A 24,357-nucleotide genomic window follows, 5' to 3' on the forward strand; every position below is an offset into this window, starting at 1 on the left:
GCTGATGATGGGTTGGGTAGCCCCTCATCCTTACAGTACTTGTGCCACGGTGATCCGGAAGGGATCAGGAGGTTTTGATGAAGAAGGACGTACCCATCATCGGTGTTGATCTGGCAAGGAAGTATTGCAGCTGCACGGGGCAACCGGGACCGGCGAAGTGGCCTTCCGCAGGAAACTGTCGCGCAGGCAGTTCGAGGAATTCATGAAGGCCCAGCCGCGATGCCGGGTCGCCATGGAAGCCTGCGGGACGGCACATCACCGGGCGAGGCCGCTGTCGGCGCTTGGCCATGACGTCTGCCTGATTTCGTCGAAATTCGCGAAATCCTTCGTGAAGACAAGGCGGAGTCCGGAACCGTCCGGGGGACGGTTCCGCCGCCGAACGACATGGCCGATGCCGAGGCGATTGCCGAAGCAGCGCGCCGTCCGACCATGCGCTTCGTAGCAATCAAGACGCCGGAGCAGCGGGGCCTCGGCATGATCTCCAGGCTGCGGGACATGTTGGTCGGACAGCGAACCCAGGGGATCAACAGCCTCCTGGGGCATCTGTCGGGAATCGTGATCGTTGCAGGCAAGGGCCGGGAGACCGTTGCCAAATTGCGGCTCGCCCTGGAGGCGGAGGACGTTCCGAAGAGCGAGCCCGCCTCGGTTTAGGCCATGTCGCAGATCTGCCTCGAGCAGATCGATGGCCTGTCCGAGCGGATCTTCGAAATCGACGCTCAGATACAGGCGGCAAGCAGGCGAACTCCGCTTTCCGCCCGGCTCCGGAAGATGCCGGGGATCGGCCCGGTGACAGCGATGGCCGTTGCCGCCTTCGATCCGCCGTTGATAACCTGGTACGCTGGGACCGGGGCATAGCCTTTCTCGAGGCCGCCCGGTCCGATCACCGGGACGGTTCTTCGCGCTTGGGCCGGGACGTGGGCAGAGGCTTCTGGAAGCGCTGGTGGACAAGGCGGTGGCCGACGGGCTCAGCCGTAAGGTTGAGCCAGCTCTCGCGGCGGACCTGTTGACAGTCCTGTAGCTCGGTTTTGCCAATCTTGAGGTAAATCTGGGTGTACGTCCCGCGCTTTCCGAGCCCGAGATCGAGGCGCGTGTCAGGGCAATGGGGAAGATATTTCTGAATTACTACGGCGCCTGAACGGCGCCGTAGTCCTGTCCCGTCAGGCCAGGATTTCGATCCAGGTCGGCGCGCGCGAGGTGCCCTTGCCGAGACCGTAGCCCATGCGGATATTCAGCATGGCCAGCGGCTCCAGCAGGCGGGCACCATCGAGGCCGCCCACGCTCTCGGGTACGAAGCCTGCCTTCTCCACCAAGGCCGCGACGGCGGCCAGGGCGTCCTGATCGTCGCCAGCGAGGAAAACCGGAACAGTGGAGGTCGCGGCGCGGTCGGTTGCGAACAGTCCTGCGAAGATGGTGTTGAAGCCTTTGACCACCTTGGCGCCCGACGCGGCCTTCTGGATTTCCTCTGCGGCCGAGGTCGTGTGACCGATCTGCAGGCCCGAGAAGTCGGGCAGCACAGGGTTGGTGAGGTCGACGACGATCTTGCCGGCAAGCTGGGGTAGGACGGCGACGCTTAGTGCCGCGTCATAGCCAAGGGCCAGAACGACGATGTCGGCGCCCTCGATGGCGCCCTCGACGCTGACGCCCTGCGCGCCCGAAAGCGTGGCCGCCAGCGCGGCGGCATCGTCAGGGTTGCGGCTGGCCAGCAGGAGCGGAGTCTGTCCCGACAGGCGTTGCGCGAGGCCTTTGCCCATGTTGCCGAGACCGATGATCGCCGTTGTCATGATGAACTCCTTTTCGATGCGGATCATGTTCTGACTGCAAGCTATCGGTGGCGCCATGTTTCGTGTAGTGAGGGAATTGGCGTTTCTGAATTGCAAGAAAGTATTGAATGAGTGACATCGCCGAGCTGGAGACCTTCGCCTGCGTTGCCCTTGCGGGCAGTTTTGCCGAAGCCGCCCGCCGTCTGGGGGTCTCACCGGCCATGGTCGGCAGGCGGGTACAATCGCTCGAAGACCGCTATGGCCTGCGTCTTGTCGAACGCACCACCCGCTCGCTGCGGCTGACCGACCAAGGGCAGGAGTTCCTGGCCCAGGCGACGCGGATCATCGAAGGGGTCGAGGCGCTTGCCGAGATCGGGCAGGCGAGGGCGGCGCTGAAGGGAAGGGTGCGGGTATCGGCCCCGACCACGCTCGGGACCAAGAAGTTGACCGGCATCCTTGCACGGATGATCGACCGTGCGCCGATGCTGACGGTCGAACTGTCCCTGAACGATCGGAAGGTCGACCTAATCGGCGAAAGCTACGATCTGGCGATCCGCGTCGGCAACCTTCCCGAGAGCGGGCTGGTCGCGCGGCGCATCGGGACCTACCGCTTCGTCTGCTGTGCCTCCCCGGCGTTTCTGGCACGTTACGGGACTCCGGAAACCCCGGTGGACCTGACCGGGCTGCCATGCATCCTCAATCTCAACCTGCAGCCCCGGGATCAGTGGCATTTCCTCGACGCATCGGGCAAGCGGCTGAGCGTTGCGGTCAAGGGCGCTCTTGAGCTCGACTACGACGAGGCGCAACGGATGGCCGCGCTCTCTGGCGCGGGCATCGTGCAGGTCCCTCTGCACCTTGTCGAAGAAGACCTTGCCCGCGGCAGCCTTGTCGAGGTGCTGGCGTGCTGGGGGCAGCCGCAGCTGCCGATCCATGCGCTCTCCCCCTCGCGGCGCTACGTCCCGCAGCGGGTCACCGCTCTGATTGACGCGATCCGGGAGGGGCTGAAGGACGATGGCCCCGTGCGGGAGGAGCCGACGGGGCAGGGCTGAGCCCGCGCCCCGGGCCGCCTTCCGGCGGGCGCCCATCGTAAATCTGGATGTCGCCTTAGCTCGTAAAAGTAGGTGTCGCTTGACAGATTTCAGGGCTCCGAGGGAAAGCTTACCTCCGCCATCAGCTGCTCGAAGGATAGGACCCGTCCGGCGACCGCGCTCGCAATGACCGTCGGCGGGCTGGCCAGCCATGTGGATCCGGGGCCCCCGCGGCCGGGGAAGTTGCGGTTGATCGCCGAAATCGTGACCTCCTCCGCGCGGGTCGACACGCCGGGACCGCACTGGCCGCAGGCTCCGCAGGCCGGGCCGAGCATCTCTGCGCCGAGCGCTTCGAATACCTCCATGTAGCCCTGCGCGCGGCAGTAGTCGCGCACCTGGACCGTGCCGCATTGCAGGTAGAGCTTCACCCCGGGCGCCACCTTCATCCCGCGGTCCACCGCCCAGCGGGCAACCTCGTAATAGTGGTCGAAATCCTCGCGCTTTCCGGCGGTGCAGGAGCCGCCATAGGCGATGCCCGGCCTCACGACTTCGTCCAGATCCGCAATGGCCACGCCGTTTCCGGGATCCCCGGGCCGGGCCAGCATCGGGCCGATCTCCGCGCAGTCGAGCGTGATGACCTCGGCATAGGCCGCGCCCGGGTCGGAGACCATCCAAGGTTCCGGTTCGAATTCAATGCCGCGCCGCTCCCTGAGGAAGCGGACGGTTTCGGCGTCAGGTGCGCAGATTCCGGTCAGGCCGCCGAGCTCGGCGACCATGTTGGTGAGGGTCGCGCGTTCGTCGATCGACATCGCATCGATCACCGGACCGGCGAACTCGAAAATCTTCCCGACCCCGGCACCCTGCCGGATGGCCTCCGTCGCAAGCAGGGTCAGGACGATATCCTTCGCCGTGACGCCGGGCCGCTGGCCGCCCTCGAGCCGAACCAGCAGCCCTTCCGCCATGGTCAGGCGGACCGCGCCCGTCATGAATGCATTCGCCATGTCGGTCGTGCCGACGCCATAGGCGAAACAGCCGACCGCTCCGGAATGCGGCGTGTGGCTGTCGGTCCCGACCACGATCCGGCCGGGCTGCGCATAGCTCTCGGCCATCATCGCGTGGGAGATGCCTTCGGAGCCCTCCTCGCCGATCAGGTAGCCGTGGTCCTTCAGGCCATACTCCCGGCCGAAGTCACGATGCGCCTGGCTCAGCGTCCGGACCTGGGGCAGAAGCCCCTGGTTCACATGGGTGGGCGAGCGATGGGCATAGGAGTTGTGGTCCTCGAAGAGGATGATGCTGTCCGGATCGCGCAAGGCCAGCGGATGGCCGAACCGCTCGTGCAGCATGTGTGCCGCCATGCCGGTGTAATATTCATGGATAAACCGGAAATCCGCGCGGACGAAGCCTCCGCTGCCTGGTTCGGCGGCCCAGTCGAGCCCCTCGACCGCGAGGGCCTGCCGGGCGACGATCTTCTGGGCCAGCGTCATCGGCCGGTCCTCGGGCAGCAGCGCCGGGCTGGCCGCCTTCAGGTATTTCTGCCCGTAGGCCAGCAGGCCGCCCTCGCGGAGGATGGCCCCGGCCAGCGGCTCGCGTCCGGCAACCAGCTCGTCGACCGTGACCTCCTCGCCCGCGGAAATCCGGTCTACAAGCCCCATGTCGGTCGAGGTGAAGAGCCCGAGATTGTCGCAGTTCTGGCGGTAGATCCGCTCGAAGCTCTCGGCGATGACCAGGCGGATGCCGGCGGATTTCTCGGCCAGCGGGGAATGCTCGCGCGATGAGCCCTTGCCGTAGCGGCGCCCGCCGACAAGCACCGAAACCCCTGCCCGGGCGAGCACGTCTTCGCCGAAAGGCCGCTCGCCGTTGATGACCGTGCCGGTATGGGCGTAGCGGGCCAGCGTGGCGTCGAAGTTGAGGAGGGTCGGGATCGGCGTGATCTCGTCGGTGGAGATGTCGCTGCGCAGCGGACCGGCTTCGGCCAGCGAAAGCGCTTCGCCCGAAAGCTGCCGCGCGATGGCACCGGGCGCGGTGCCGAGTATGAGCATGCCCTCGAATTTCATGGCAATTCTTCCTTTCACGTCCTGATCCAGGCGATGTGCGAGCTGCGGGCCGCCCGGGCCTCGGCCCGTTCCGCCGCGCTCATTGCCGCCTGGGTGCTGCGCAGCAGGGCTTCCTTGCGCGCAAGCTCCTCGCCCATGTCGAGTATCTGTCCGGCCATCTCCGCCGGTATGGTCACGACGCCGTCCTCGTCGCCGAGGAGGATGTCTCCTGGCCGCACCACAACGCTGGAGGATTCCGGCCCCGGCATCACGACCGGCTGCGTCCAGCTGGCGATCAGCATCCGCCTCGCACCGTTCTGCGAGATGGAACCAGTCGCGTGGACGGGCAGCGGGCCGTCGGCAAGTTCGCGCCGGTCGCGGACCAGCCCGTCGGTGACCACGCCCGCAACCGCGCTGCCGAGCAGGTCCTCGGCGAGGAGCCCGCCCATGACGGCACCGCCCTGGAAGCCTCCCGTTGCCAGCACCAGGATGGCCCCCGCCGAGGCCAGCGTCGGCAGGGCATAGACGGGAAGGTGCCGCCTGCGCGGGCGACGTCATGAGCGTGGCGGGGCCTCGCGCCGTTGCATCCACGCCCGTTGCCGCGCTGCTGCCGATGATGGCCGACGCTGCCGTGGACGCGGTGCCGGTTCTGGACCGCGGCCGCATCACCGGGATCGTGACCCGCAGCGACATCATCGCCGCGCTGGCACGTCAGAGCCTGGGCTGACCGCCGCAGACTGTCAATGGACACCCAGTTTTACGGGTTAAGGCGACACCCAGTGTTACGAGGTGACGCGCGCGGGTGCGGCCCGGGGAGCGCGCTCCCCGGGCCGCACCCGCGCGAAAGCATTTCATTCAGCCCTTCAGAGCGTCCTCGAGATCGCGCAGCCGATAGCTCCGCCCCTTTATGTTGAGAACGTGCGAACGGTGCAGCAGCCGGTCGAGAATGGCGGTGGCGAGCACCTCGTCTCCAGCCAGCAATTCGGTCCAGTCGCGGATGCTCTTGTTGGTGGTGATCATCATGGCCCCGCGGCCGTACCGGTAGCTGACAAGCCGGAAGAACAGGCTGGCCTCCTCCCGGCTCATCGGGTCGTAGCCCATCTCGTCGACCAGAAGCAGCGAGCTGGACATGTATTTCCGGCTCTTCAGGCGGGCGGGCGGAAGATGTGCGTCCGTCTTCAGCGCCGTCAGCAATTCGTCGAACCGGAAATACTGCACCGAGAAGCCGAGCTGGATCGCCCGGATTCCAAGACCGCAAAGCAAGTGGGATTTTCCCACGCCCGGCGGGCCTTGCATCAGGACCACCTCCGCGTTCCTGATCCACGCTCCCGTCGCCAGAGTTTCGATGCGCGACCGCTCGATCGCGGGCTGGAAGGCAAAGTCGAAGTTCTCCAGCGTCTGGCCAGCCGGGATTTTCGCCGTCTTCAGCATCGTGCTGATGCGCCGCTCCTCCCGCCCGGACCGCTCGGCATCGAGAAGCCGGTCGAGGAAGACATGCGCCGGCATGTCCGTCCGCACCGCGTCCGAAAGCAGGTTCTCGAGCGCGCCGACCGCATGGACCATGCCGAGCGCGGACAGCCTCTCGCGGGTGGCGTCGATGTCGAGCTTCACGCGCGGGGCGGTCATCGTGCCACCTCTGCCAGCCGGGCATAGAGGTCGAGGGAACGATGCTGAACCTTCTCGGCCGCGACCTCCGCCATGCGCTGACCCATCCGCCCGAGCGGCAGGGGCGCGCGGACCCGGTCCGTGTCCACGCCCTCGTAATGCGCCTCGTCGCGCAGGATCAGCTGGCTGGTCCGGCGGGCATGCTCGGCAATCACTGCAGCGTCCTTGAGGATCTGCACATGCCCAGCCAGCCCGCGGACCTCGACCTCCTGCCCGACGAAGCGGAATGGCACGCTGTACTGCCGCCCCTCGAAACTGACGAGACAATCGATCCCGACCGGTCGGCGCACGACGACATCGAAGGGCACCGGGAGCGTCTCCGGCAAGGGGGTCAGCAACCGGCGCTCCTGCTCCCAGGCATCGGCGATGCTGGTGCCCGTCAGCGGACAGCGCAGTCGCCCGGCACGCTCCTCGAGCCGTGCATCGGTTTCCGCCTGCAACTGTTCGAGGCTCCCGAACGCTTCGCGGCGCGGGTCGATCGTCTCGCGCAGATCGCGGACGTGGCGCTCGACCTTGCCCGTCCGCCATGGGCCTCGGACCGATGGCGGCCTCATGGCGAACCCTGCGGGTGCCGCGGCTGGCAGGCATCCACGTGAAACTTCAGCTGCGCCGCAAATCGCCGGTAGGTCTCGTTGATCACGCCCCAGGATCCAGCGCCCTTCGAGATCCGGCTGAAGCAGCTCGACGCGGATCTCTCGGTCGTGGTGCTGGAGAAGGGCTCCGAAGTCGGCGCAAGGCTGCTCTCGGGCGGCGAGGCGCAGCGGCTGGCGCTGGCCCGCGCGCTCGCCACCGATCCCGAGGTGCTGTTCCTCGACGAGCCGACCGCCAGCCTCGACCCGGCCTCGGTGCTGGTCATCGAGAGGATCGTCGCCGGGGCCCGCGCGGCAGGGACCCGGATCGTCTTCGTCACCCATGACATCGGGCAGGCCCGGCGCATCGCCGATGACGTGGTCTTCCTGCATCGCGGCCGCGTTGCCGAGCACAGCGCCGCCGCCGATTTCTTTCCCGAGCCCCGGTCGCAGGCGGCAAGGGACTATCTGGCGGGCCGGATCCTCCTGTGATCCCCCGCCGCAATTTTCCGGACATACGGGCAGAAAGGACTCCCCCAATGGCCATCGCAAGGATCATCGCCGCAGCAGCGCTGCCGCTCGGCTTCGCCGGGGCGGCGCTTGCCGACGACGTTTCGATCATCGTGCAATCGACCACCTCGACCGCGAATTCGGGGCTCTACGACTACCTTCTGCCGATCTACGGGGAAGACAGCGGCATCACCGTCAATGTCGTCGCCGTCGGCACCGGACAGGCGATCCGCAACGCGGAAAACTGCGACGGCGACCTTCTGCTCGTGCATGCCAAGGCCTCCGAGGAAGCCTTCGTCGCCGAGGGCTACGGCACCCAGCGCACCGACCTGATGTACAACGACTTCGTCATCGTCGGCCCGGACAGCGACCCGGCAGGCGTCAAGGGCATGACCGATGCCGAAGCGGCGCTGGCCAAGATCGCCGAAAGCGGCGCGCTCTTCGCCTCGCGCGGCGACGACAGCGGCACCCACAAGAAGGAAGCCGCGCTGTGGAAGGCTGCGGGCATCGATCCGACCGCCGCCTCGGGCGAGTGGTACCGCGAAACCGGCTCGGGCATGGGCGCGACGCTCAATGCCGGGATCGGCATGGGCGCCTATGTGCTGACCGACCGCGCTACCTGGATCAGCTTCCAGAACAAGCAGGACTACGCCATCGAGGTCCAGGGCGACGAGGACCTGTTCAACCAGTACGGCGTCATCCCGGTCAGCCCGGACCACTGTCCCTCGGCGAAGATCGACGCCGCACAGGATTTCGCGGACTGGCTGCTCTCGGAGGCAGGCCAGCAGGCAATCGCGGCCTATGAGGTCGACGGCCAGCAGCTGTTCTTCCCCAACGCGCCCAAATCCTGATAGCTTGCGGGGGACGGCATGCCGCCGTCCCCAGACCACGCGAGCCCATGACCGACCTGCAGATCCCGCCCCACGAATACCTCACCGTCCGCGAACTGGCGGAGCTCCTGCGCCTCAAGGAGCGCAAGGTCTACGATCTGGCCGCCTCCGGCGAGCTGCCCTGTTCGCGCGCCACCGGCAAGCTGCTGTTTCCCGCCGCCGAAATCCGCGCCTGGATCGAGGGCGCCCGCGGCGGCCGGTCCATGGCGGCGGCGCCGCGGCCGGGTTCCGCAGCGCCATGCCCGCCAGCATGGCCAGCATCAGCGGGCTGAGCGCGGCCATGCTGCTCAGCCGCTGCACCGCGACGGCGGCCAGGGCGATGGCCGCGGACAGGCACAGGCCGGGCAGCAAGGGCGTCAGGCGGGGCGCCGCGATCCGCGGCAGGGAGACATCGGACATCGGAACCTCTCACGCGATGTGCCCAGTCTGCCCTGCCGCAACCGTTCCGTATAACGGATTGTCTTTGTCCCAATGATCGATTGAACTTATGATTTGGCCATGACGCTCGACCAGCTCCGCATCTTCCTCGCCGTCGCCCGCGAGGGCCATGTCACCCGCGCCGCCGGGCAGCTGAACCTGACGCAATCGGCGGTATCCTCGGCGATCGCGGCGCTGGAGGCGCAGCACGGCGTGAAGCTCTTCGACCGGATCGGCCGCGGCATCCGCATCACGGAGGCGGGAACGCGCTTTTCCGGAGCGGCGCGGGCGGTGCTGGCGCAGGCGGAGTCGGCGGAGCTGATGCTCGACGACCTGTCGCAGAAGACGCTGGGAAGGCTCAGCCTCCATGCCAGCCAGACGGTGGCCAGCTACTGGCTGCCGCCGCTCTTGATGGCCTATCACGCGGCGCATCCGCTGGTGGAGCTTACGCTGGAGACCGGCAATACCGCGCAGGTCGCCGCCGCGGTGATGGCGGGCCATGCCGATCTGGGCATGGTCGAAGGCGACGTGCCGCAGGGCAGCCTGACCCGGCAGGTGGTGGCGCGCGACGAGCTGGTGCTGGTCATGGCCGCAAGTCATCCGCTGGCCGGGCGGGCGATCCGCGGCACCGACTACCTGTCCTTCCCCTGGCTGCTGCGCGAACCGGGATCGGGCACGCGCTCGGAATTCGAGCATCATCTGGGCGAGCTGGGCTTCGGCGTCACGGATCTGGCGGTGGCGCTGGAGCTGCCCTCGAACGAGGCGATCCTCTCGGCGGTCGCGGCGGGGGAGGGGCTGGCCATGCTGTCGCGCCGCGCCGCCGAATTCGCCGGTGCCAGCGGCGCGGTGGCGCTCCGGCAGGTCACCTGGACGAAACGGCCCGAGCGCGCTTTCGCTCTGCTGGCCCATCCCGGACGCTACCGCACGCGGGCGGCGGCGGCGATGATCGCGCGGCTCTCCGGACGGCAGTGATTCTCCCGCGACGCGGGAATTTCCGTATCTATGCAAATGAAATCGTGTGATTTGCGCAATAAAGTGACCCGAATGTGTCGAAAAGGCCCCGGTTCCGCCTTGTCTCGCGAAGCCGCCCCGGTATAGCTCCCTGCGCACTTCCAGCGTGCACTGTCGATTTCAGGGGACCGGTCCGGCCATCCGGCGGATGGAGCGTGGACCTCAGGGGGGATGACCGCGATGCAGCAACTGACCGTCGACCGCGAGGAGCTGGCCCGGCATTACGATCTGGCGCCTTCGATGGAGAAGGCCGAGGCGATGGGCGCGATCTATGCCCGGATGGGCCGCGTCGTGACGCCTTTCGACTGGGCGATGCACGCCCCCTATGTCGAGGCGATCAACCGGCTGAAGCGCGAGCGCAATGCCGTGATCCTGGCGCATAACTACATGACGCCGCAGATCTACCACGGCATTGCCGACGTGGTCGGCGACAGCCTGCAGCTCGCCGTCGAGGCGACGCGGGTCGAGGCACAGGTGATCGTGCAATGCGGCGTGCACTTCATGGCCGAGACGTCTAAGATCCTGAATCCGTCGAAGACCGTGCTGATCCCCGACATGGAGGCCGGCTGCTCGCTGGCCGAAAGCATCACGCCCGAGGGCATTGCCGAGATGCGCCGCCGCTATCCGGGCGCGCCGGTGGTGACCTATGTGAACACCACCGCCGAGGTGAAGGCTGCGTCGGACATCTGCTGCACTTCGTCGAACGCGGCGCAGATCGTCGCCGGGCTGGATGCCGACACGGTGATCATGACCCCGGACCAGTACCTGGCGCAGAACGTCGCCCGGCAGGTGCCGCACAAGCGCATCGTCTGGTGGGAAGGCTCCTGCATCGTGCACGAGCAGTACACCGCCCAGGACCTGCGCGATTTCCGCGAGTGGAATCCGGGAACGCAGATCATCGCCCATCCGGAATGCCCGCCCGACGTGGTGGCCGAAGCGGACTACTCCGGCTCGACCTCGGGGATCATCGATTTCGTCGCCCGCGAGAAACCGGCGAAGGCGATGCTGGTCACCGAATGCTCGATGGCCTCGAACATCTCGGACGCGCATCCAGAGGTCGATTTCGTCGGCCCCTGCAACATGTGCCCTTACATGAAGATGATCACGCTGGAGAAGGTGCTGTGGTCGCTGCACACCATGCAGGGCGCGGTCGAGGTCGACCCGGAGGTCGCCGCTAAGGCGCGGATCGCGGTCGAGCGGATGATCGATCTCAGCCGCAAGATGGCTGCCTGAGCCGCATATGGAAACGCTGGCCACCGAGCGGGTGATCATCGTCGGAGCGGGGCTCGGCGCGCTCTATGCCGCGCTGGCGCTGGCGCCGCATCCGGTACTGATGATCTCGCCCGATCCCCTGTGCGAAGGTGCAAGCTCGGCCTGGGCGCAGGGCGGCGTCGCCGCAGCCATGGCCGCGCCCGACAGCCCCGAGGCCCATGCGATCGATACGATCCGCGCGGGGGCGGGCACCGTGGACCCGGAGGTCGCGGCGTGCGGCGGGCGGTCCTCCGGGTTGATCAGGCGCAACCGGTAGCGCGCCGCCGGGTCGAGCCCGGCCAGGCGCTGCGGGCGGGGCAGGGACTGTGCCGAACTGGCCCAGCGGCCGCAGAACAGCACGAAGCGCGATCCGTCCGCAGCGATCTGGATCTCGGGTATCACCGACGGATCGGCGCTGTCGAGCGGCAGGGTGACGCCGCCGAGCCGCCAGCCGCGGGTCTCCTTCCACCAGGCCGTCACGCGGGCGAGGATCGCGGCCTCGTCTCCGGTCAGTTCGCGCGGGTCCATCTCGAAGCCCATGTGCCGCTGTGCGGCGACCCAGGCGCGGAAGGCCATCGGCAGGATGCGCCCCGAGGAATGGCTGCAGCGCGGCCCGACATGCGATCCGGTGACCGCGGGCGGCAGGAACAGCGCGGCCTCGTGCTGCATCCGCAGCCGCTCCACCGCGTCGTTCGAATCCGACAGCCAGACGCGGTGGGTGCGCGCCAGGATGCCCGCGTCGATCCGCCCGCCGCCAGAGGCGCAGCTTTCGATTTCGACCTGCGGATGGGCGGCGCGGAGCTGGTCGAGCAGGGCATAGGCGCCCTCGGCCTGGGCGCTGTCGGCCACCGGCAGGAGCCGGTTGTGGTCCCATTTGAGATAGTCGATCCCGTGGTCGCGCAGCAGCGCGTCGAGCGCGGCGAAGAGATGGGCGCGCACCTCCGGAAGGCCCATGTCGAGCACGTATTGGAACCGGCCCGTCAGCTGGTCCTCGCGGCCCAGGAGCCAGTCGGGATGGGCGCGGTAGAGATCGCTGTCGAGATTGACCATCTCCGGCTCGACCCAGAGGCCGAAGCTCATGCCGAGCGCATGGACGCGGGCGATCAGCGGGCCGAGCCCTTCGGGCCATTTGCGGCGGTCGACGGTCCAGTCGCCGAGCGAGCTGGTGTCGTCGTCGCGGCGCCCGAACCAGCCGTCATCCAGCACGAAGCGCTCGGCCCCGAGCGCGGCGGCGCGTTCGGCGATCTCGGAGAGCCCGTCGAGCGTGTGGTCGAAATAGATCGCCTCCCAGCAGTTGTAGTGCACCGGGCGGGGCCGCGCGGGATCGGGCCAGGTCACCACGCGGTCGCGCAGATGGGTCTGGAAGGCGCGGGCGATCCCCGCCTCGCCCTCCCGCGACACGGTGCAGATCATCTGCGAGGACCGGAAGTGCCGTCCGGGCCGTTCCGAGCCTCCGGCGCGGCCCATCTGCAGCTGGCGGCGGCCGTCGGGCAGTTCCTCGGCCACGAAGCGGTGGCCGCCCGACCAGGCGAGCTGCAGGGCGTGGACCCTGCGCCCCGGCCATAGCCGCGACCTCCCGGTCGGAGACGCGGCCCGGCCACCCCGCGCCGAAGCCGAGAACAAGATGCATCCCCGAGGGATCGGGGCGCAGATCCAGAAGACCGGCGGCAGGCGCGAGCGCCGCGAGCAGATGCGCCTGCCGTTTCGCGTAGACCCGCCGCATCCGCCGCAGATGGGTGGCGAATTCGCCGCTCTCCATGAAGGCCGCCAGCGCCGGCTGCGGCAGCAGCGAGACCCGCGTGCCGGTCACCGCCAGATGGTCCCGCGCCGACGCCAGAAGCGGCTCGGGCAGCACCAGGTAACCGATCCGCAGCCCGGGGCTCAGCAGCTTGGAAAAGCTGCCCATGTAGATCACCCGCCTGAGCCCGTCGAGCCCCGCCAGCGACGGCAGCGGCTGGCCCTGGTAGCGGAACTCGCTGTCGTAATCATCCTCGATCACCAGGCCGTCCGCCGCTTCCGCCCAGCCGAGCAGCGCCAGACGCCGCGCCAGCGGCATGGCCACGCCGGTCGGATAATGCCGCGAGGGCGTGACCATCGCCGCCGCCAGCCCGGCGGGCAGATGCGCCGGATCGAGCCCCTCGCCCGCACGGCCGAGTCGGCGGCCCGCGAAGTGCTGGACGCGCTGGGGCGCTGATCCGCTGCGCGGCCCCGCCGGGCTGCCCGGTTTTCCGGCATCCGGCGCGAAAGGCGACAGACATGCCGCGCAGATCCGGCCGCAAGCGTCGCCCCGGCCAACCGACTGGTGCTTAACTGTGACAGGGGGACGGGGCGGGCCGGTTCCGGTGTCACATTCAGCTCCTATATGTTAGCGCACGGGCCGATCCCCAGCACAGGAGCGCCGCACAGGCGGCGGGACAACCAATGGACCAACTTTCCCAGCATGGATCCGCGGTGGTGGCGGATCTCAGCCAGCGCTACGGGCTTTCCCAGGACGCGGTGCGCGCGATGATGGACGCGGTCAGCCGCGGCAACGGCACCCAGGCGCAGTTCTCGGTGCCGGAACTCGGCGGCATGGGCCAGTGGTCCTCGGGCGGCATGACCATGGTCGGCGACATGTTCAACTCGAACCTGCAGGCGCTGGTCTCGAATCTCTGCGGCGAGATTTCGAACGCCTATTTCAACGGGTCGTTCTACGCGCCGCGTCCGGTGCAGGCGCAGATGCCGGGCGGCCAGTACCAGAGCCAGGGCAACGGCGTCTCGATGAGCTTCTCGGGGTCGGGAGGCAACTGGTGGCCGCAGGAGCTGGGCTTCCCGTCTTCCTCGGGCTCGCAGAACAATCTCAGCTACGCGATTTTCCCCGACAGCCGCCGCCTCGCGGTGAACCTGAACGGGCAGGTGACGGTCTACGACACGCTCGACCACCAGATCGGCGGCGTCGGCCAGCAGCAGTCGGGCGATGCCAGCTGGACCTTCACCAGCCAGTACGGGACGGTCTATCTCAACCAGCTGCCGGTGGTTTCCGGCCAGGGGCAGGGCCAGCAGCCGGTGCAGCAGGAGCCGTCCTGGACGAACGCGCCCCAGCCGGCGCCCGCGCCCCAGCCCGAACCGGTGCAGGCGGCCCAGCCGATGCAGCAGCAGGCGAGCTCGGGCGATGTCTTCGGTGCGCTCGAGAAGCTCGGCCAGCTGCGCGACATGGGCGTGCTGACCGAGGACGAGTTCCAGTCGAAGAAATCCGAGCTGCTCGCCCGGCTCTGACCCCCAGGGGATGGTCCTGCCCAAGTCGGGCGGAGCCTCCGGCGCGGGCGGCGGCCCGGTTGCCGGCCGAGCAGTTCTCCGCGCCCGCGATCGGATCGATGCGCGGCGCTGTTGTTCAAATCAGCTGACGGCCAGAGTTCCCGGCCGTGTCGCGACTGTGACGGAAACTGCCGGGCGGCATGCTCCGGGCAGGTGAAACCGGCTCCGTTCAGGCGGCGGGGCCAAGGGCCGTCGGCCCGGGCGGCTGGGAGAGGGTTTCCCGCCGCCGGCCTTGCGCATCCGCTGCCCGGCAGCGGTTTGCCCGCAAACTGCGAGAGGCGGGGATCTGTCCGGAGGCCGGCAAGGCCCGGAGCGGCATCGGCACGGTCTCGGCGCAAGGCAGCCCGGTCCGGGCCTTGATCCGGCGGCGGACCTCCCCGTTCAGGCGCTCTGCCGCGTTGGCCGTCCCCGCAGATCTCCATTGCGGCGGATCGGGACGGGCGAAGCCGGAGGGCCGGCCGCCGTTCCGGGACTTTCGCGGCCACGGTCTCCTTCCCCCTCGAGGCTGGCGGCCGCGCGGCATTTGAGGCGCCAGTTGCGCAGGAACATCTTGCGCCCGAGCTCCGCCCCGGCGGCGGTGCCTGCATGGATCATGCCGCATTCCGACGGGCTTGCGCCGCGCCACTGGCGCGACGGTCCCGTCTCCAGTCTCCGGCCTGCTCGTCCTGCAGGCGCTTGGGGGCATCCGCCGAGAGGTTCCGGGGGCGATGGCCATTCGGACCCGCGGCAGTCCCGGTCTCGCTGCGCAGCGTGCAGCGCCGGATCGGCAACTCCCCGCCCCGGAGCGGAACGAGGGCGGCTTCGGGGCCCAGTTCACAACGCTAAGCCGACCGCCTCCGACCTCGGCATCCGCCGCGACCAGATCCACGAAGCTCGCTAGTTTCGTGACTCGGAACGAGCTGACCTAGGTCTATCTATACGCCATGCAGTCCTTGGTTAGGTAATCACCACCACCATACACACGAACACAGGTCCAATAGGGGCTGAAGTAGATGTGGGCTGCAGTCGCAAGCAATATTGCACCGCCCAGAATGGCCGCTGCTTTGATGTTGTCCATGATTTCTCCTTCACGGAAGCCCCGACCAAATCCGCGAGGTGGGCCTCTTAGTCCGAAGCGTCGGCGTCAATCTGGTCCAAGAAAGATTGAAGATGTTCCTTGTGCAAAGCCAATGACTCTCTGTGGACGTACTTGCTTTCCACAAAGCCTCTGAACTCACTTTCAAATCTTGCCACTATGTCATCAAGGCTGACCGGCGCAGGATACGCTTCCTCAAGCGTCGCGACAACTTCAGCGTTCATGCTTCGTCCATTGGCATCAGCGGCGGCCTTAATCCGGTCGCGCATACCATCCGGCAGGCGAACAATGAACTTGTCTTGCGTCTGAGGTTTGCGCTCTGTCATGATGGCTAAATGCCATAAATATCGCTTGACGCAATGCTGGCACTGAGCCACCAATATGGCATTGAGCCATAAGGTGACGCCATGACCGATCGGAAGCCCATGCAGCTCCGCCTGCCGCCCGACCTGAAAGCCTGGATTGCATCCGAGGCCGCGAAGAACGGCAGCTCGCAGAACTCCGAGGTGATCCGGGCGATCCGCGACCGCATGGCCCGCACCGAAGCCGACCAAACCTAACCAGGAGAAACACCGATGATCGAACAGATCCCCGCCAGCGGGACCGATGCCGCACGCCTGCATGACATCCTCTGTGACCTTAACCATCTGGCCCGCATGGGCATCGCTGCGGCCGACACGGCAAGCCAGATGACGCCCGGTGAACTGCTGCCCGCGCTGGAGAACCAGTTCGCACGCATGTTGGCGTTGTCCGGCGATGCGCTGGAGATCGTCGCCGACCAGGAGGGCGCAGCATGACCAGCTACGACGATCTGGACCGCCATCTTATCCGCATCGGCTCCATGGCCAAGATCGGAACAATCGCCCTCCACGACGGCGAGGACCGGCTGAGCCAGCAGGAATTGCTAGGGGCCATGGTCGATTGCCTGGAGCAGATCGAGGCCTTGGTAGAGCGCGGACACACGATGGTGGGCGAGATGCGCTACGACGAGAGGGCGGCGCGAGGTGCCACGGCGACCGAGGCGCTGGAGAAGGCGGGGAAACCTGCCTGATCCATGAACTCATTCAGGTGTCAGTTGACCCAGAATGTATCGCGTGATACTTTGGGGTCAAATGACACCTGAGGACCAGATATGAAACGCGCCGCCTTCCTGCACTGTGCCAACGCCGATGCCGAGAGGTACAAGGTTTTGGATCGCCGTGACCAAACTCCATTCATCGATCATCCGGAGAAGAACGAGTTCACGCTTCACCACGCATTCCGGCAGCGGCTCGCATTGGACCTGATGGGCGGTGAGGCCAAGGACAAGGCACAACTGCAGGGCCTCAATCCGGATTACGCATCTAAAATCGTGGTCAACGTTTGCCGCTTCACTTGGCCTCTTGCTGACGACGAAAGCCTGGAGGCCATCGCAGCGGGCAACCTCTGGGCTGGCGTGGTCGTTTTTGACTATGTTGCGCCTGATGAGGACAACCTTCCGCCCGAGGCTGTGATCGAAGGTTCCTATCGGTGGTCTGATTGGTTCATTGGCGAGCTGGATGAACTCCCCAGCTTCATCGAGAAGAAGAAGCGCGAAGCCGGTGGCCCGGGCCGGAAGGATACGGTTCGGATCTTCATCGCTGACGCATCGGCTTGCGCCCGCGGCGTTCTGCGCCGCGCCGAAGAGCTGGGGGTGGCCTGATGGCCTACCGCATCGATGGCATCATCGGCGAAGGCAACTGCACCGCCCAAGCCGTGGCGGCCCATCTGGAGGCCAATCCCGACCACGCCGAGATGGTCTTCAACTCGCCCGGCGGCATCGCGACCGAGGGCGCGGCCATCAAGGCGGAGCTGGAGATGCACGGCAACGTGACGGCCTATGTCCGCGGGCTGGCGGCTTCTGCGGCCTCTCTGGCGGTCATGGGCGCAAAGCGCATCGTCATGAGCGAATCCGCGTTCATCATGATCCACGACCCGTCCGCAATGACGATCGGCACCGCCAAGCAGCACCGGGACAGCGCCGAGACGCTGGACAAGATGAGCGCGACCTATGCCGCGGCCTACGCATCTGCGACCGGCAACTCGGTCAAGTTCATCTCCGAACTGATGTCGGCCGAGACGTGGCTGAACGCGGAAGACGCGCTCGCCCTCCGGTTCATTGACGAAATCGAGAAGGCCGAGCCAGTCGCCATGGCGGCGTTCGACCCGACGATGTTCCGGCACCCGCCGGAGCAACTCCTGCGCCAATGGCGCGCAATCGAGCAGAAGAAGGAGGCGGACAGTGCCGCTTGACGAAAAGAAGACCGAGCCTCAGGCGGCGCTGAAAGCCCGCATGCAGGCACAGGCCCGCATGGCTGTGATCGAGCGCTTCGGCGACCGGCTGACGGCGAACTAGGTGGAGACCATCACGGCCGAGGCATCCAGCAAGGACGATGCGCTCACCCGCGCGGCTGACGTTCTGATCGAAGCCCGCATTGACAAGACCGAGCCGCAGGCAACCGCGCAGCGCGCCAGCGTGGGCTACTCCTGGGATTACGGCGAAGGTCTGGGCGTGAAGATGGCCCAGGCGCTGGCGCATCGCATCGACCCCAGCGTGAAGCTGGACGCCGGGCGCGAGATCGTGGGCAGCTCGATCGGCGCCATGGCAAGCATGTGGATGCAACAGCACGGTACGCGCGCGCAGTCCGACCGCCACGCCATCCAGATCTCCATGTCCTCTTCGCTGCCGGGCCACAACTCCGGCGACTTCATTTCCACGGTGATCGGGGCATCCGTCGAGCTGGCGCTTTCCCGCGGCTACCAGCAGCACCAGCCGGAAATTACGCGCATTTCGCGCATGATGGAGCACGAGGACTATCTCGAACGGAAGATGATCCGCTCCGGCGCTACCGGAACTATCACGCCTGTGAAGGAGAACGGAGAGTTCACCTACACGACGCTCAATGACGAGGGGCAGAGCATGCCCGTCGCGGCGCCGAACGGGAAGATCTTCAAAGTCACCGAGCAGGCGCTCGCGAACGACCGCGTGGACATGCTGTCCGGCATCGAGCGGGAGATGCGCAAGTCCGCGACCGAGCGGATGCGTCAGGGGCTTTGCGACGTGCTGGTCGGCCCGTCAGGCGACGGCATCAACCTGGACGACGGCACCGCGATCTTCGGGACCGGCGCGACCCGCGGGAACAAGGAATCCTCCGGTGCTTTGATCACCATCACGGCCGTCAGCAACATGGTTGCCGCGATGCGCCGCCGCACCGGCGTTGGGGGTGAGGCGCTCGACATCCGGCCGCGCTTCCTGCTGGTTCCGCCGGAGCTGGAGACTGTCGCGCGGCAGTTCGTCGGGACCGTCACGGCGACCGAGAGCCAGAACGTGAACCCGTGCAGCTTCCTCGAGGTGCTGGTCGAGCCCGGCCTCGCGAGCGCTTCGCAGTGGTACATCGCCGCCGACCCCAACACCGCGGACGGCCTCGCCCATAGCTTCGTGGGCGGCAACGGCCCCCGCGTCGAGACGAAACCCGGCTGGGAGACTCCCACCGTTGAATTCCGCGTCCGCATGGACGTTGGCTTCGGGTGCCTCGACTGGCGCGCCCTGGCCCTGAATCCGGGTGCCTAACAGCCCCGGTGCGTGAGGAGCGACGGCCCACGCATCCCTGCCGCTGCCTTTTGTCTGCTTTGGGGCAGCGGCGGGGAACCTTGAGCAGCCGCGAGGGCATCCAAGTGCCCTTCCGTGTGTTCAATCCACAGAAGGGTACCGAGCCCATGAGTGGCAGCAGCCAGCACTCCAAGAACAAGGCCACGGCAATCGCGCTTCTGCGGGGCGCGCGGGAAGCCGGATGGCTGAAGGCGCGGATCCTGTGGGCGCCGGATGGCACGATGAGTATCGACGCATCCATGACCGAGGACACCGGCAGCGACGACATCGATCTCGACGCCGACAGCCTGAAGATGTGAGCATGACCAAGAAGAACCTGCCGAAGTACGTCTACGCGGACCGGGGATATATCCGGTTCATTCGCCGGGACCGCGGCATGTCCGTGATGATGAAGGAAGAGCCGGGCAGCATTGAGTTCTGGGACCACTACCAGCGCCTCCTGAAAGGCAAGGAGCCGCTGCCCACCAAGCGCACGTTCGAGACGCTCATTCTCAGCTACTATGAGAGCGACCGGTACACGAAGCGAAAGCCGCGGACCAAGCAGGACTACCGGACCTACCTGGAGCACATCCGGAAGATCTGGGGCCATATAGACCCGCAGAAGATCGAGCGGCATCACATCTACAAGCTGCATCAGGCGAATGCCGATCACTGGCGGAAGGCGAACTATCTGGTGCAGGTGCTGGTGAACATCCTCGACCACGCGCAGGATATCGGCTTCCTCAAGAAGGAACACGGCAACCCCGCAAGGGGAGTCCGCCTCTTCAAGCAGGAAAGCGATGGCTGGGAACCGTGGTCCGATGAGGTCCGCGAGGAATTCGAGCGCATGGCCTCGCCGCGGGCGCTCTTGGTCTACGAACTGTCGCTCGGGCTCGGACAGCGGATCGCGGATACGCTGAAGATCCGCTGGGATCACATCGACAGCGGCGCTTACGACTTCCACCAGGGCAAGACGGACAAGCCCCTGTGGGTACCGCTCACGGAGCGCTTGGCGCGCTTCCTGGACAATGTTCCGCGCGTGGGCCTGACGGTGGTCACCGGAGAGCACGGACGCCCTGCGGGCTATGACGCTGTCTCCGATGATATCCGGAAGATCAGGGCCAAGATGGAGCATCCCGAGGCTGGAAAGTGCGTGCTCCACGGCCTGCGGAAGAATGCAGCCATGGAGCTTTATCTGGCGGGCTGCGACGACGAGATGGTCAAGTCAGTGACCGGCCATTCCGGCGTCCAGATGCTCAAGAAGTACGGCGGCCGGGTTCGGCAGATGGAGCTTGCAAAGCGTGCTCAGGCCAAGCGCGACGAATGGGAAAAGAACAAGAACAGAACGTGAAAGTTTCAAATGCAGTTTCAAAACAGAGCAGCAGCAGACAGGAGAGTACCGCAAGTGACTGTTTTCAATGACGCCTTGGTCGAGGTGGGGGCGGGATCACCCGGACGGGATATCCGCCCGGGCGGCCGTGATCACAGCGAGACGCGCTCGCGCCGGGCGCGTTCGGTTGCGGATTTCAGCTGGCCGCAGGCGGCCATGATGTCCTCGCCGCGCGGGGTGCGGATCGGCGAGGAATAGCCCGCCTTGTAGACGATGTCGGCGAAGCGCTCGATCCGCTCCCAGTCCGAGCGCTCGTAGGGCGCGCCCGGCCATTCGTTGAACGGGATCAGGTTGATCTTCGCCGGGATGCCCGAGATCAGCTTGACCAGGCGCCGTGCATCCTCGTCGCTGTCGTTGACGTCCTTGAGCATGACGTATTCGAAGGTGATGCGCTCGGAATTCGAGGCCTTGGGATAGGCGCGCAGCGCATCCAGAAGCGTCTCGATGTTCCATTTCTTGTTGATCGGCACCAAGCGGTCGCGCACCTCGTCGGTGGTCGCGTGGAAGCTGACGGCAAGCTGGCAGCCGATCTCCTCGGCGCAGCGCGCGATCTCCGGGACGACGCCCGAAGTCGACAGCGTGATGCGGCGGCGCGACAGGCTGATGCCCTCGGGATCCATCGCGATCTTCATCGCGTCGCGCACGTTCTCGAAATTGTAGAGCGGTTCGCCCATGCCCATCAGCACGATGTTGCTGAGCAGGCGCGCCTCGTTCTTCGGCTTGCCCGGCTCCGGCCATTCGCCGAGATCGTCGCGCACCAGCATGACCTGGCCGATGATCTCGCCCGGGGTCAGGTTGCGCACCAGCTTCTGCGTGCCGGTATGGCAGAAGGAACAGGTCAGCGTGCAGCCCACCTGGCTGGAGATGCAGAGCGTGCCGCGGTCGGATTCGGGGATGTAGACCGTCTCGACCTCGTGGCCGCCGGCGATCTTCACCAGGTATTTGCGCGTGCCGTCGGCCGAGACCTGCTTCGACACCACCTCGGGCAATTCGATGGCGAACTGCCCGGCGAGCTCCGCCCGGAAGGTCTTCGCCAGGTTGGTCATGTCGTCGAAGCTGCGTACGCCGCGCTCGTAGATCCAGGCCCAGAGCTGGTTGACGCGCATCTTCAGCTGCTTCTCGGGCACGCCGATTTCCGCCAGCGCGTCGCGCAGCTTGTCGCGGGTCAGGCCGACAAGATTCACCGGTCCCTCCGGCAGCTTGCGGGGGATGGTCAGAACGTCCTGAGTGATCGGCGCGGATGCGGCGCTCGTGTCGGTCATGGGGCGACTCCTGATGGGCGAAGGCGAGTCGATAGCAGAAAACCGCCCGCTTGCCTAGCCCCGCAAGGCGGCCTGCGGGCGGGCCGTCAAGCGGGGACGGCTTCCTCGCCGTCGCCCTGTCCCTCGCGGTGGAGCTGGGGCAGGGCGGCGGTGACGACCAGGCCCGCGATGTCCTCGCCGCGGTCATGGCGCAGCACGGCCTCCCCGATGCGGATCTCCGCCAGCCCGGCATCCGCGAGCAAGCCGTGCAGATACTCGGCGGAATGGGCGAAGCGGCGGCTTTCGCGCAGCGTGAGCGGCGCTTCGCCCTTCTCGACGGTGAAGGCCAGCACGCCGCCCTTGGCCAGCGATCCTGCGCACCAGGCGATGATCCGTTCCAGCGCGCCGAGATAGATGAAGACATCCGCCGCCAGGATCAGGTCGTAGCGTTCGGCGCCGATCTCCAGCTGCGAGAGGTCGCGCTTCTCCAGACTGTCATAGAGCCCCTTGGCTTCGGCCTGGCGCAGCATGCCCGCCGAGATATCCCAGCCGCCGAGCCACCCGCAGCGGCCGCGCAGCACTTCGCCCGCCAGGCCGGTGCCGCAGCCCAGGTCAATGGCGCGCCCGAAGCGTCGCTCGGGCAGGCGAGATCGTGGTCGAGGGCGTGGCCGCCGGCAAGGCGATCTTCGGGCTGGCCTGCGGCGGCTGAACCGGCCGGACCGCGCCAGGACAGGGCCCGCCGGAGCATCTCCGGCGGGCCTTTGCGTGCCGCCGCACCCGCGCCGCAGAAGTTAATCAAACCTTTCGAAAACGGAGGATTTGCCTCAATTTCGCCACAATCTCCGCCCAAATATCTTCAAATTGAAGAAAATGAGTGGAGAATTCGCCCGATGACCAGCATCGCACCGGTACAGGCCCCCGCCCTTTCCCATGCCGTGGCCCGGGACGGCACCGCCGCCAGCCATGCGGACGGCGCCGAACCCTTCGTACGCCGCCCCGCGCCTGCAGAGCCCGCGGCAGCTGTCGAAATCCTGCTCGTGAATGCCGCGCTCGAGTCCTATTTCACAGGGCTCTGCGACCCCCGCATCCTGCATCCCGACCCCACGCCCCGCGGCGTCGAGATCGACCGGATCGAGATGATCGAACAGGGCTTCGACCATCTGCGCGAGCTGATCGAGGCGATCAGCGCCGCGCCGCCGAGGACATTGCGACCGGCACCGACATCCGCCTGTGATTCCCGCCACATCTCCCCATCCGCCGTAAGGGAATGGAAACCAGCGCCATGTCAGGACTGTGGCACATGCTGGTTCCGCGGAGACGCCGATATGGCCGATGACAAAGCGACACGTTCCGGGGCCGCCCAGGTCCGCGGATCCGAGTTCCACATATCGGAACTGTTCTTTTCGCGCACGGATACCCGCGGCGTGATTGCCTCGGGCAATGCCGTGTTCCAGCGGATCAGCGGCTTCACCTACGAGGAACTGCTCAACGCGCCGCACAAGATCGTGCGCCATCCCGACATGCCGAAGGCGGTGTTCTGGCTGCTCTGGCACCGGCTGCAGCGCGGCGAGCCGATCGGCGCCTATGTCAAGAACCGCACCAAGTCCGGCGGCCATTACTGGGTCTATGCCGTCGTCATGCCGATCACCGGCGGCTATCTTTCGGTGCGGCTCAAGCCGACCAGCAAGATGTTCGAACAGGTCCAGGGCCTCTACAAGGAACTCCGCGCCAAGGAACTGGACGCGCCCTCGGATTTCACCCCGGAAAACAGCGCCCAGGAGATGATCGCCGCGATCAAGGCGCTCGGCTATCCGAATTACGTCGCCTTCATGGCCGCGGGCCTGACCGAGGAGCTGATGTCCCGCGACCGGATCGGCGGCAAGCCGGAGGATGACCGCCTTTTTGCCTTCGACGCGATGTCGAAGGCGGTCGGCGACATCTTCGACGAGGCCAATGCGCTCTATGCCGATTTCCGCCGGATCGAGCAGATCCCCGTGAACCTGCGCCTGCAGGCCTCGCGCTGCGAGGCTTCGGGCGGGCCGGTCAGCGTGATCTCCGCCAATTACAGCAACCTCGCCCGCGAGGCGCTGGCCTTTGCCTCGCGCTTCACCGATTTCGGCCAGCGCGTGCTCGACGAGATCAGCCTTGGACTGTTCATGATGGGATCGGCGCGGCTGCAGCGGGAAATGAACCGGGCCTTCGAAGCCGAGGACCACGATGCCTCGCCCATCGACCACCAGCGGGAAATGGCGCTGCTTTCCGGGCACATGCAGCGCTGCGGAGAGATGGCGCGCAGCACGGTCGGCCGCATCCTCGAGCAATGCGAACGCTTCATCGACGACAGCCGCCGGATGCGCCGCTTCGTCGGCGGGCTCGACGTGACGCGCGTCACCTGCCGGATCGAGACCGGCTGGCTGCCGGATGCCGACGGCGGGTTCCACGACATCATCGACAAGCTCGATGCCTTCCACGAGGACGTGGAGCGGCGGATGAAGCGGATCGACTCGCTCAACGACAACATCATCGAGCGGACCAATGCGCTGCTGAACCGCTCGGCCAACCGCAGGCCGGCGCCGCCGCCCAGGGCGACCGCCGCGGAGTGATCCCGGGCGGCCG

At 66.7% G+C, this 24,357-nt stretch carries 28 protein-coding genes and 4 pseudogenes; 20 read left to right on the forward strand and 12 right to left on the reverse strand.

Annotation, left to right across the window (positions count from 1 at the left end):
• Positions 1-384 precede the first annotated feature (384 nt).
• Positions 385-651 carry an IS110 family transposase gene (locus C7T91_RS11035; protein WP_108259263.1) on the forward strand — a complete coding sequence of 89 codons (267 nt, stop codon included), beginning with the start codon at positions 385-387 and terminating at the stop codon, positions 649-651.
• 3 nt (positions 652-654) lie between these two features.
• Positions 655-855: a hypothetical protein gene (locus tag C7T91_RS11040; RefSeq protein ID WP_108259264.1), complete on the forward strand. Its 201-nt coding sequence runs from the start codon at positions 655-657 to the stop codon at positions 853-855.
• Between the two features lie 302 nt (positions 856-1,157).
• On the opposite strand, the gene C7T91_RS11045 is transcribed toward C7T91_RS11040, so the two are convergent.
• Positions 1,158-1,808 (reverse strand): NADPH-dependent F420 reductase, encoded by a 651-nt coding sequence (locus C7T91_RS11045; protein ID WP_201742064.1) that lies wholly within the window; start codon positions 1,806-1,808, stop codon positions 1,158-1,160.
• Between the two features lie 80 nt (positions 1,809-1,888).
• Between C7T91_RS11045 and C7T91_RS11050 the strand changes: the two genes are divergently transcribed.
• A complete protein-coding gene (locus tag C7T91_RS11050) occupies positions 1,889-2,809 on the forward strand; it encodes a LysR family transcriptional regulator (RefSeq protein WP_108259265.1) in 921 nt (306 codons plus the stop codon).
• A gap of 89 nt (positions 2,810-2,898) precedes the next feature.
• On the opposite strand, the gene C7T91_RS11055 is transcribed toward C7T91_RS11050, so the two are convergent.
• Both C7T91_RS11055 and C7T91_RS11060 read right to left on the reverse strand, forming a co-directional pair.
• Positions 2,899-4,842, reverse strand: coding sequence for an aconitase family protein (locus tag C7T91_RS11055; protein WP_108259266.1), 1,944 nt, complete (start codon positions 4,840-4,842; stop codon positions 2,899-2,901).
• 14 nt (positions 4,843-4,856) lie between these two features.
• Complete coding sequence (locus C7T91_RS11060; RefSeq protein ID WP_108259267.1) at positions 4,857-5,339, reverse strand: RraA family protein; 483 nt, start codon at positions 5,337-5,339, stop codon at positions 4,857-4,859.
• Between the two features lie 38 nt (positions 5,340-5,377).
• Between C7T91_RS11060 and C7T91_RS11065 the strand changes: the two genes are divergently transcribed.
• On the forward strand, positions 5,378-5,548 hold the full coding sequence (locus C7T91_RS11065) for a CBS domain-containing protein (RefSeq protein WP_108259268.1): 171 nt from the start codon (positions 5,378-5,380) through the stop codon (positions 5,546-5,548).
• Between the two features lie 128 nt (positions 5,549-5,676).
• On the opposite strand, the gene istB is transcribed toward C7T91_RS11065, so the two are convergent.
• Both istB and C7T91_RS32470 read right to left on the reverse strand, forming a co-directional pair.
• A complete protein-coding gene (gene istB, locus C7T91_RS32465) occupies positions 5,677-6,447 on the reverse strand; it encodes an IS21-like element helper ATPase IstB (RefSeq protein ID WP_161555851.1) in 771 nt (256 codons plus the stop codon).
• Positions 6,444-7,040, reverse strand: coding sequence for a Mu transposase domain-containing protein (locus C7T91_RS32470; protein WP_161555852.1), 597 nt, complete (start codon positions 7,038-7,040; stop codon positions 6,444-6,446). Before C7T91_RS32470 ends, istB begins: the two co-directional genes overlap by 4 nt.
• 78 nt (positions 7,041-7,118) lie before the next feature.
• On the opposite strand from C7T91_RS32470, the gene C7T91_RS11075 reads away from it, so the two are divergent.
• The 6 genes and pseudogenes from C7T91_RS11075 to C7T91_RS33490 form a co-directional block, all read left to right on the forward strand.
• Positions 7,119-7,547 (forward strand): ATP-binding cassette domain-containing protein, encoded by a 429-nt coding sequence (locus C7T91_RS11075; RefSeq protein ID WP_236638165.1) that lies wholly within the window; start codon positions 7,119-7,121, stop codon positions 7,545-7,547.
• Positions 7,548-7,594: 47 nt separating this feature from the next.
• Positions 7,595-8,416: a substrate-binding domain-containing protein gene (locus C7T91_RS11080; RefSeq protein WP_108259270.1), complete on the forward strand. Its 822-nt coding sequence runs from the start codon at positions 7,595-7,597 to the stop codon at positions 8,414-8,416.
• A gap of 47 nt (positions 8,417-8,463) precedes the next feature.
• Positions 8,464-8,727 (forward strand): helix-turn-helix domain-containing protein, encoded by a 264-nt coding sequence (locus C7T91_RS11085; protein ID WP_407943286.1) that lies wholly within the window; start codon positions 8,464-8,466, stop codon positions 8,725-8,727.
• Positions 8,728-8,953: 226 nt separating this feature from the next.
• Positions 8,954-9,844 carry a LysR substrate-binding domain-containing protein gene (locus C7T91_RS11090; RefSeq protein WP_108259271.1) on the forward strand — a complete coding sequence of 297 codons (891 nt, stop codon included), beginning with the start codon at positions 8,954-8,956 and terminating at the stop codon, positions 9,842-9,844.
• 219 nt (positions 9,845-10,063) lie between these two features.
• Positions 10,064-11,116 (forward strand): quinolinate synthase NadA, encoded by a 1,053-nt coding sequence (nadA, locus tag C7T91_RS11095; RefSeq protein WP_108259405.1) that lies wholly within the window; start codon positions 10,064-10,066, stop codon positions 11,114-11,116.
• Between the two features lie 7 nt (positions 11,117-11,123).
• Positions 11,124-11,369: pseudogene (locus C7T91_RS33490) on the forward strand (FAD-binding protein); the annotation flags it as partial.
• Between the two features lie 5 nt (positions 11,370-11,374).
• On the opposite strand, the pseudogene C7T91_RS11100 reads toward C7T91_RS33490, so the two are convergent.
• Together C7T91_RS11100 and C7T91_RS11105 are read right to left on the reverse strand one after the other, a co-directional pair.
• Positions 11,375-12,679: pseudogene (locus C7T91_RS11100) on the reverse strand (alpha-galactosidase); the annotation flags it as partial.
• 124 nt (positions 12,680-12,803) lie between these two features.
• Positions 12,804-13,229, reverse strand: a pseudogene (locus tag C7T91_RS11105) (aminotransferase class I/II-fold pyridoxal phosphate-dependent enzyme); the annotation flags it as partial.
• Positions 13,230-13,555: 326 nt separating this feature from the next.
• On the opposite strand from C7T91_RS11105, the gene C7T91_RS11110 reads away from it, so the two are divergent.
• Positions 13,556-14,389 carry an SHOCT domain-containing protein gene (locus C7T91_RS11110; protein WP_108259273.1) on the forward strand — a complete coding sequence of 278 codons (834 nt, stop codon included), beginning with the start codon at positions 13,556-13,558 and terminating at the stop codon, positions 14,387-14,389.
• A 208-nt stretch (positions 14,390-14,597) separates the two neighbouring features.
• Here C7T91_RS11110 and C7T91_RS35410 read toward each other — a convergent pair.
• From C7T91_RS35410 to C7T91_RS11120, 3 genes and pseudogenes are all read right to left on the reverse strand, one after another.
• Positions 14,598-15,237: pseudogene (locus tag C7T91_RS35410) on the reverse strand (hypothetical protein); the annotation flags it as partial.
• A gap of 101 nt (positions 15,238-15,338) precedes the next feature.
• On the reverse strand, positions 15,339-15,485 hold the full coding sequence (locus C7T91_RS32475) for a hypothetical protein (protein ID WP_161555853.1): 147 nt from the start codon (positions 15,483-15,485) through the stop codon (positions 15,339-15,341).
• A 47-nt stretch (positions 15,486-15,532) separates the two neighbouring features.
• Positions 15,533-15,829, reverse strand: a complete 297-nt coding sequence (locus C7T91_RS11120; protein ID WP_108259275.1) for an Arc family DNA-binding protein — start codon at positions 15,827-15,829, stop codon at positions 15,533-15,535.
• 81 nt (positions 15,830-15,910) lie between these two features.
• Between C7T91_RS11120 and C7T91_RS11125 the strand changes: the two genes are divergently transcribed.
• From C7T91_RS11125 to C7T91_RS11160, 8 genes are all read left to right on the forward strand, one after another.
• Positions 15,911-16,063, forward strand: coding sequence for an Arc family DNA-binding protein (locus C7T91_RS11125; protein WP_108259276.1), 153 nt, complete (start codon positions 15,911-15,913; stop codon positions 16,061-16,063).
• 15 nt (positions 16,064-16,078) lie between these two features.
• Positions 16,079-16,300 (forward strand): hypothetical protein, encoded by a 222-nt coding sequence (locus C7T91_RS11130; RefSeq protein ID WP_108259277.1) that lies wholly within the window; start codon positions 16,079-16,081, stop codon positions 16,298-16,300.
• Positions 16,297-16,554: a hypothetical protein gene (locus C7T91_RS11135; protein WP_108259278.1), complete on the forward strand. Its 258-nt coding sequence runs from the start codon at positions 16,297-16,299 to the stop codon at positions 16,552-16,554. Before C7T91_RS11130 ends, C7T91_RS11135 begins: the two co-directional genes overlap by 4 nt.
• A gap of 81 nt (positions 16,555-16,635) precedes the next feature.
• Positions 16,636-17,184 (forward strand): hypothetical protein, encoded by a 549-nt coding sequence (locus C7T91_RS11140; RefSeq protein WP_108259279.1) that lies wholly within the window; start codon positions 16,636-16,638, stop codon positions 17,182-17,184.
• Positions 17,184-17,774: a head maturation protease, ClpP-related gene (locus tag C7T91_RS11145; protein ID WP_108259280.1), complete on the forward strand. Its 591-nt coding sequence runs from the start codon at positions 17,184-17,186 to the stop codon at positions 17,772-17,774. The genes C7T91_RS11140 and C7T91_RS11145 overlap by 1 nt, the downstream gene beginning before the upstream one ends.
• Before the next feature lie 103 nt (positions 17,775-17,877).
• The gene (locus C7T91_RS11150; RefSeq protein ID WP_108259281.1) at positions 17,878-19,092 is read left to right on the forward strand and encodes a phage major capsid protein; all 1,215 of its coding nucleotides are present in this window, start codon (positions 17,878-17,880) and stop codon (positions 19,090-19,092) included.
• Positions 19,093-19,172: 80 nt separating this feature from the next.
• On the forward strand, positions 19,173-19,430 hold the full coding sequence (locus C7T91_RS11155) for a hypothetical protein (protein ID WP_236638166.1): 258 nt from the start codon (positions 19,173-19,175) through the stop codon (positions 19,428-19,430).
• 2 nt (positions 19,431-19,432) lie between these two features.
• On the forward strand, positions 19,433-20,461 hold the full coding sequence (locus C7T91_RS11160) for a site-specific integrase (protein WP_108259283.1): 1,029 nt from the start codon (positions 19,433-19,435) through the stop codon (positions 20,459-20,461).
• A 131-nt stretch (positions 20,462-20,592) separates the two neighbouring features.
• On the opposite strand, the gene rlmN is transcribed toward C7T91_RS11160, so the two are convergent.
• Together rlmN and C7T91_RS11170 are read right to left on the reverse strand one after the other, a co-directional pair.
• Entirely contained in the window at positions 20,593-21,762 is a 1,170-nt protein-coding gene (rlmN, locus tag C7T91_RS11165; protein WP_108259284.1) for a 23S rRNA (adenine(2503)-C(2))-methyltransferase RlmN, read from the reverse strand.
• An 86-nt stretch (positions 21,763-21,848) separates the two neighbouring features.
• The gene (locus C7T91_RS11170) at positions 21,849-22,529 is read right to left on the reverse strand and encodes a class I SAM-dependent DNA methyltransferase (protein WP_108259285.1); all 681 of its coding nucleotides are present in this window, start codon (positions 22,527-22,529) and stop codon (positions 21,849-21,851) included.
• Between the two features lie 102 nt (positions 22,530-22,631).
• Between C7T91_RS11170 and C7T91_RS11175 the strand changes: the two genes are divergently transcribed.
• Positions 22,632-24,344, forward strand: a complete 1,713-nt coding sequence (locus tag C7T91_RS11175; RefSeq protein ID WP_108259286.1) for a PAS domain-containing protein — start codon at positions 22,632-22,634, stop codon at positions 24,342-24,344.
• Positions 24,345-24,357 lie beyond the last annotated feature (13 nt).

Source organism: Mangrovicoccus ximenensis, from assembly GCF_003056725.1.
GTDB classification, from domain to species: Bacteria; Pseudomonadota; Alphaproteobacteria; order Rhodobacterales; family Rhodobacteraceae; genus Mangrovicoccus; species Mangrovicoccus ximenensis.

Excerpts from the sequence above, each read along its gene's own strand:
- C7T91_RS11050 (WP_108259265.1), top strand. The coding sequence starts at position 1,889 with ATGAGTGACATCGCCGAGCTGGAGACCTTCGCCTGCGTTGCCCTTGCG.
- rlmN (WP_108259284.1), bottom strand. The coding sequence starts at position 21,762 with ATGACCGACACGAGCGCCGCATCCGCGCCGATCACTCAGGACGTTCTG.
- C7T91_RS11040 (WP_108259264.1), top strand. The coding sequence starts at position 655 with ATGTCGCAGATCTGCCTCGAGCAGATCGATGGCCTGTCCGAGCGGATC.
- C7T91_RS11145 (WP_108259280.1), top strand. The coding sequence starts at position 17,184 with ATGGCCTACCGCATCGATGGCATCATCGGCGAAGGCAACTGCACCGCC.
- C7T91_RS11130 (WP_108259277.1), top strand. The coding sequence starts at position 16,079 with ATGATCGAACAGATCCCCGCCAGCGGGACCGATGCCGCACGCCTGCAT.
- C7T91_RS11160 (WP_108259283.1), top strand. The coding sequence starts at position 19,433 with ATGACCAAGAAGAACCTGCCGAAGTACGTCTACGCGGACCGGGGATAT.
- C7T91_RS32475 (WP_161555853.1), bottom strand. The coding sequence starts at position 15,485 with ATGGACAACATCAAAGCAGCGGCCATTCTGGGCGGTGCAATATTGCTT.
- C7T91_RS32470 (WP_161555852.1), bottom strand. The coding sequence starts at position 7,040 with ATGAGGCCGCCATCGGTCCGAGGCCCATGGCGGACGGGCAAGGTCGAG.
- C7T91_RS11125 (WP_108259276.1), top strand. The coding sequence starts at position 15,911 with ATGACCGATCGGAAGCCCATGCAGCTCCGCCTGCCGCCCGACCTGAAA.
- C7T91_RS11065 (WP_108259268.1), top strand. The coding sequence starts at position 5,378 with ATGAGCGTGGCGGGGCCTCGCGCCGTTGCATCCACGCCCGTTGCCGCG.
- C7T91_RS11085 (WP_407943286.1), top strand. The coding sequence starts at position 8,464 with ATGACCGACCTGCAGATCCCGCCCCACGAATACCTCACCGTCCGCGAA.
- C7T91_RS11035 (WP_108259263.1), top strand. The coding sequence starts at position 385 with ATGGCCGATGCCGAGGCGATTGCCGAAGCAGCGCGCCGTCCGACCATG.
- C7T91_RS11090 (WP_108259271.1), top strand. The coding sequence starts at position 8,954 with ATGACGCTCGACCAGCTCCGCATCTTCCTCGCCGTCGCCCGCGAGGGC.
- nadA (WP_108259405.1), top strand. The coding sequence starts at position 10,064 with ATGCAGCAACTGACCGTCGACCGCGAGGAGCTGGCCCGGCATTACGAT.
- C7T91_RS11135 (WP_108259278.1), top strand. The coding sequence starts at position 16,297 with ATGACCAGCTACGACGATCTGGACCGCCATCTTATCCGCATCGGCTCC.
- C7T91_RS11055 (WP_108259266.1), bottom strand. The coding sequence starts at position 4,842 with ATGAAATTCGAGGGCATGCTCATACTCGGCACCGCGCCCGGTGCCATC.
- C7T91_RS11175 (WP_108259286.1), top strand. The coding sequence starts at position 22,632 with ATGACCAGCATCGCACCGGTACAGGCCCCCGCCCTTTCCCATGCCGTG.
- C7T91_RS11110 (WP_108259273.1), top strand. The coding sequence starts at position 13,556 with ATGGACCAACTTTCCCAGCATGGATCCGCGGTGGTGGCGGATCTCAGC.
- istB (WP_161555851.1), bottom strand. The coding sequence starts at position 6,447 with ATGACCGCCCCGCGCGTGAAGCTCGACATCGACGCCACCCGCGAGAGG.
- C7T91_RS11080 (WP_108259270.1), top strand. The coding sequence starts at position 7,595 with ATGGCCATCGCAAGGATCATCGCCGCAGCAGCGCTGCCGCTCGGCTTC.
- C7T91_RS11120 (WP_108259275.1), bottom strand. The coding sequence starts at position 15,829 with ATGACAGAGCGCAAACCTCAGACGCAAGACAAGTTCATTGTTCGCCTG.
- C7T91_RS11140 (WP_108259279.1), top strand. The coding sequence starts at position 16,636 with ATGAAACGCGCCGCCTTCCTGCACTGTGCCAACGCCGATGCCGAGAGG.
- C7T91_RS11045 (WP_201742064.1), bottom strand. The coding sequence starts at position 1,808 with ATGATCCGCATCGAAAAGGAGTTCATCATGACAACGGCGATCATCGGT.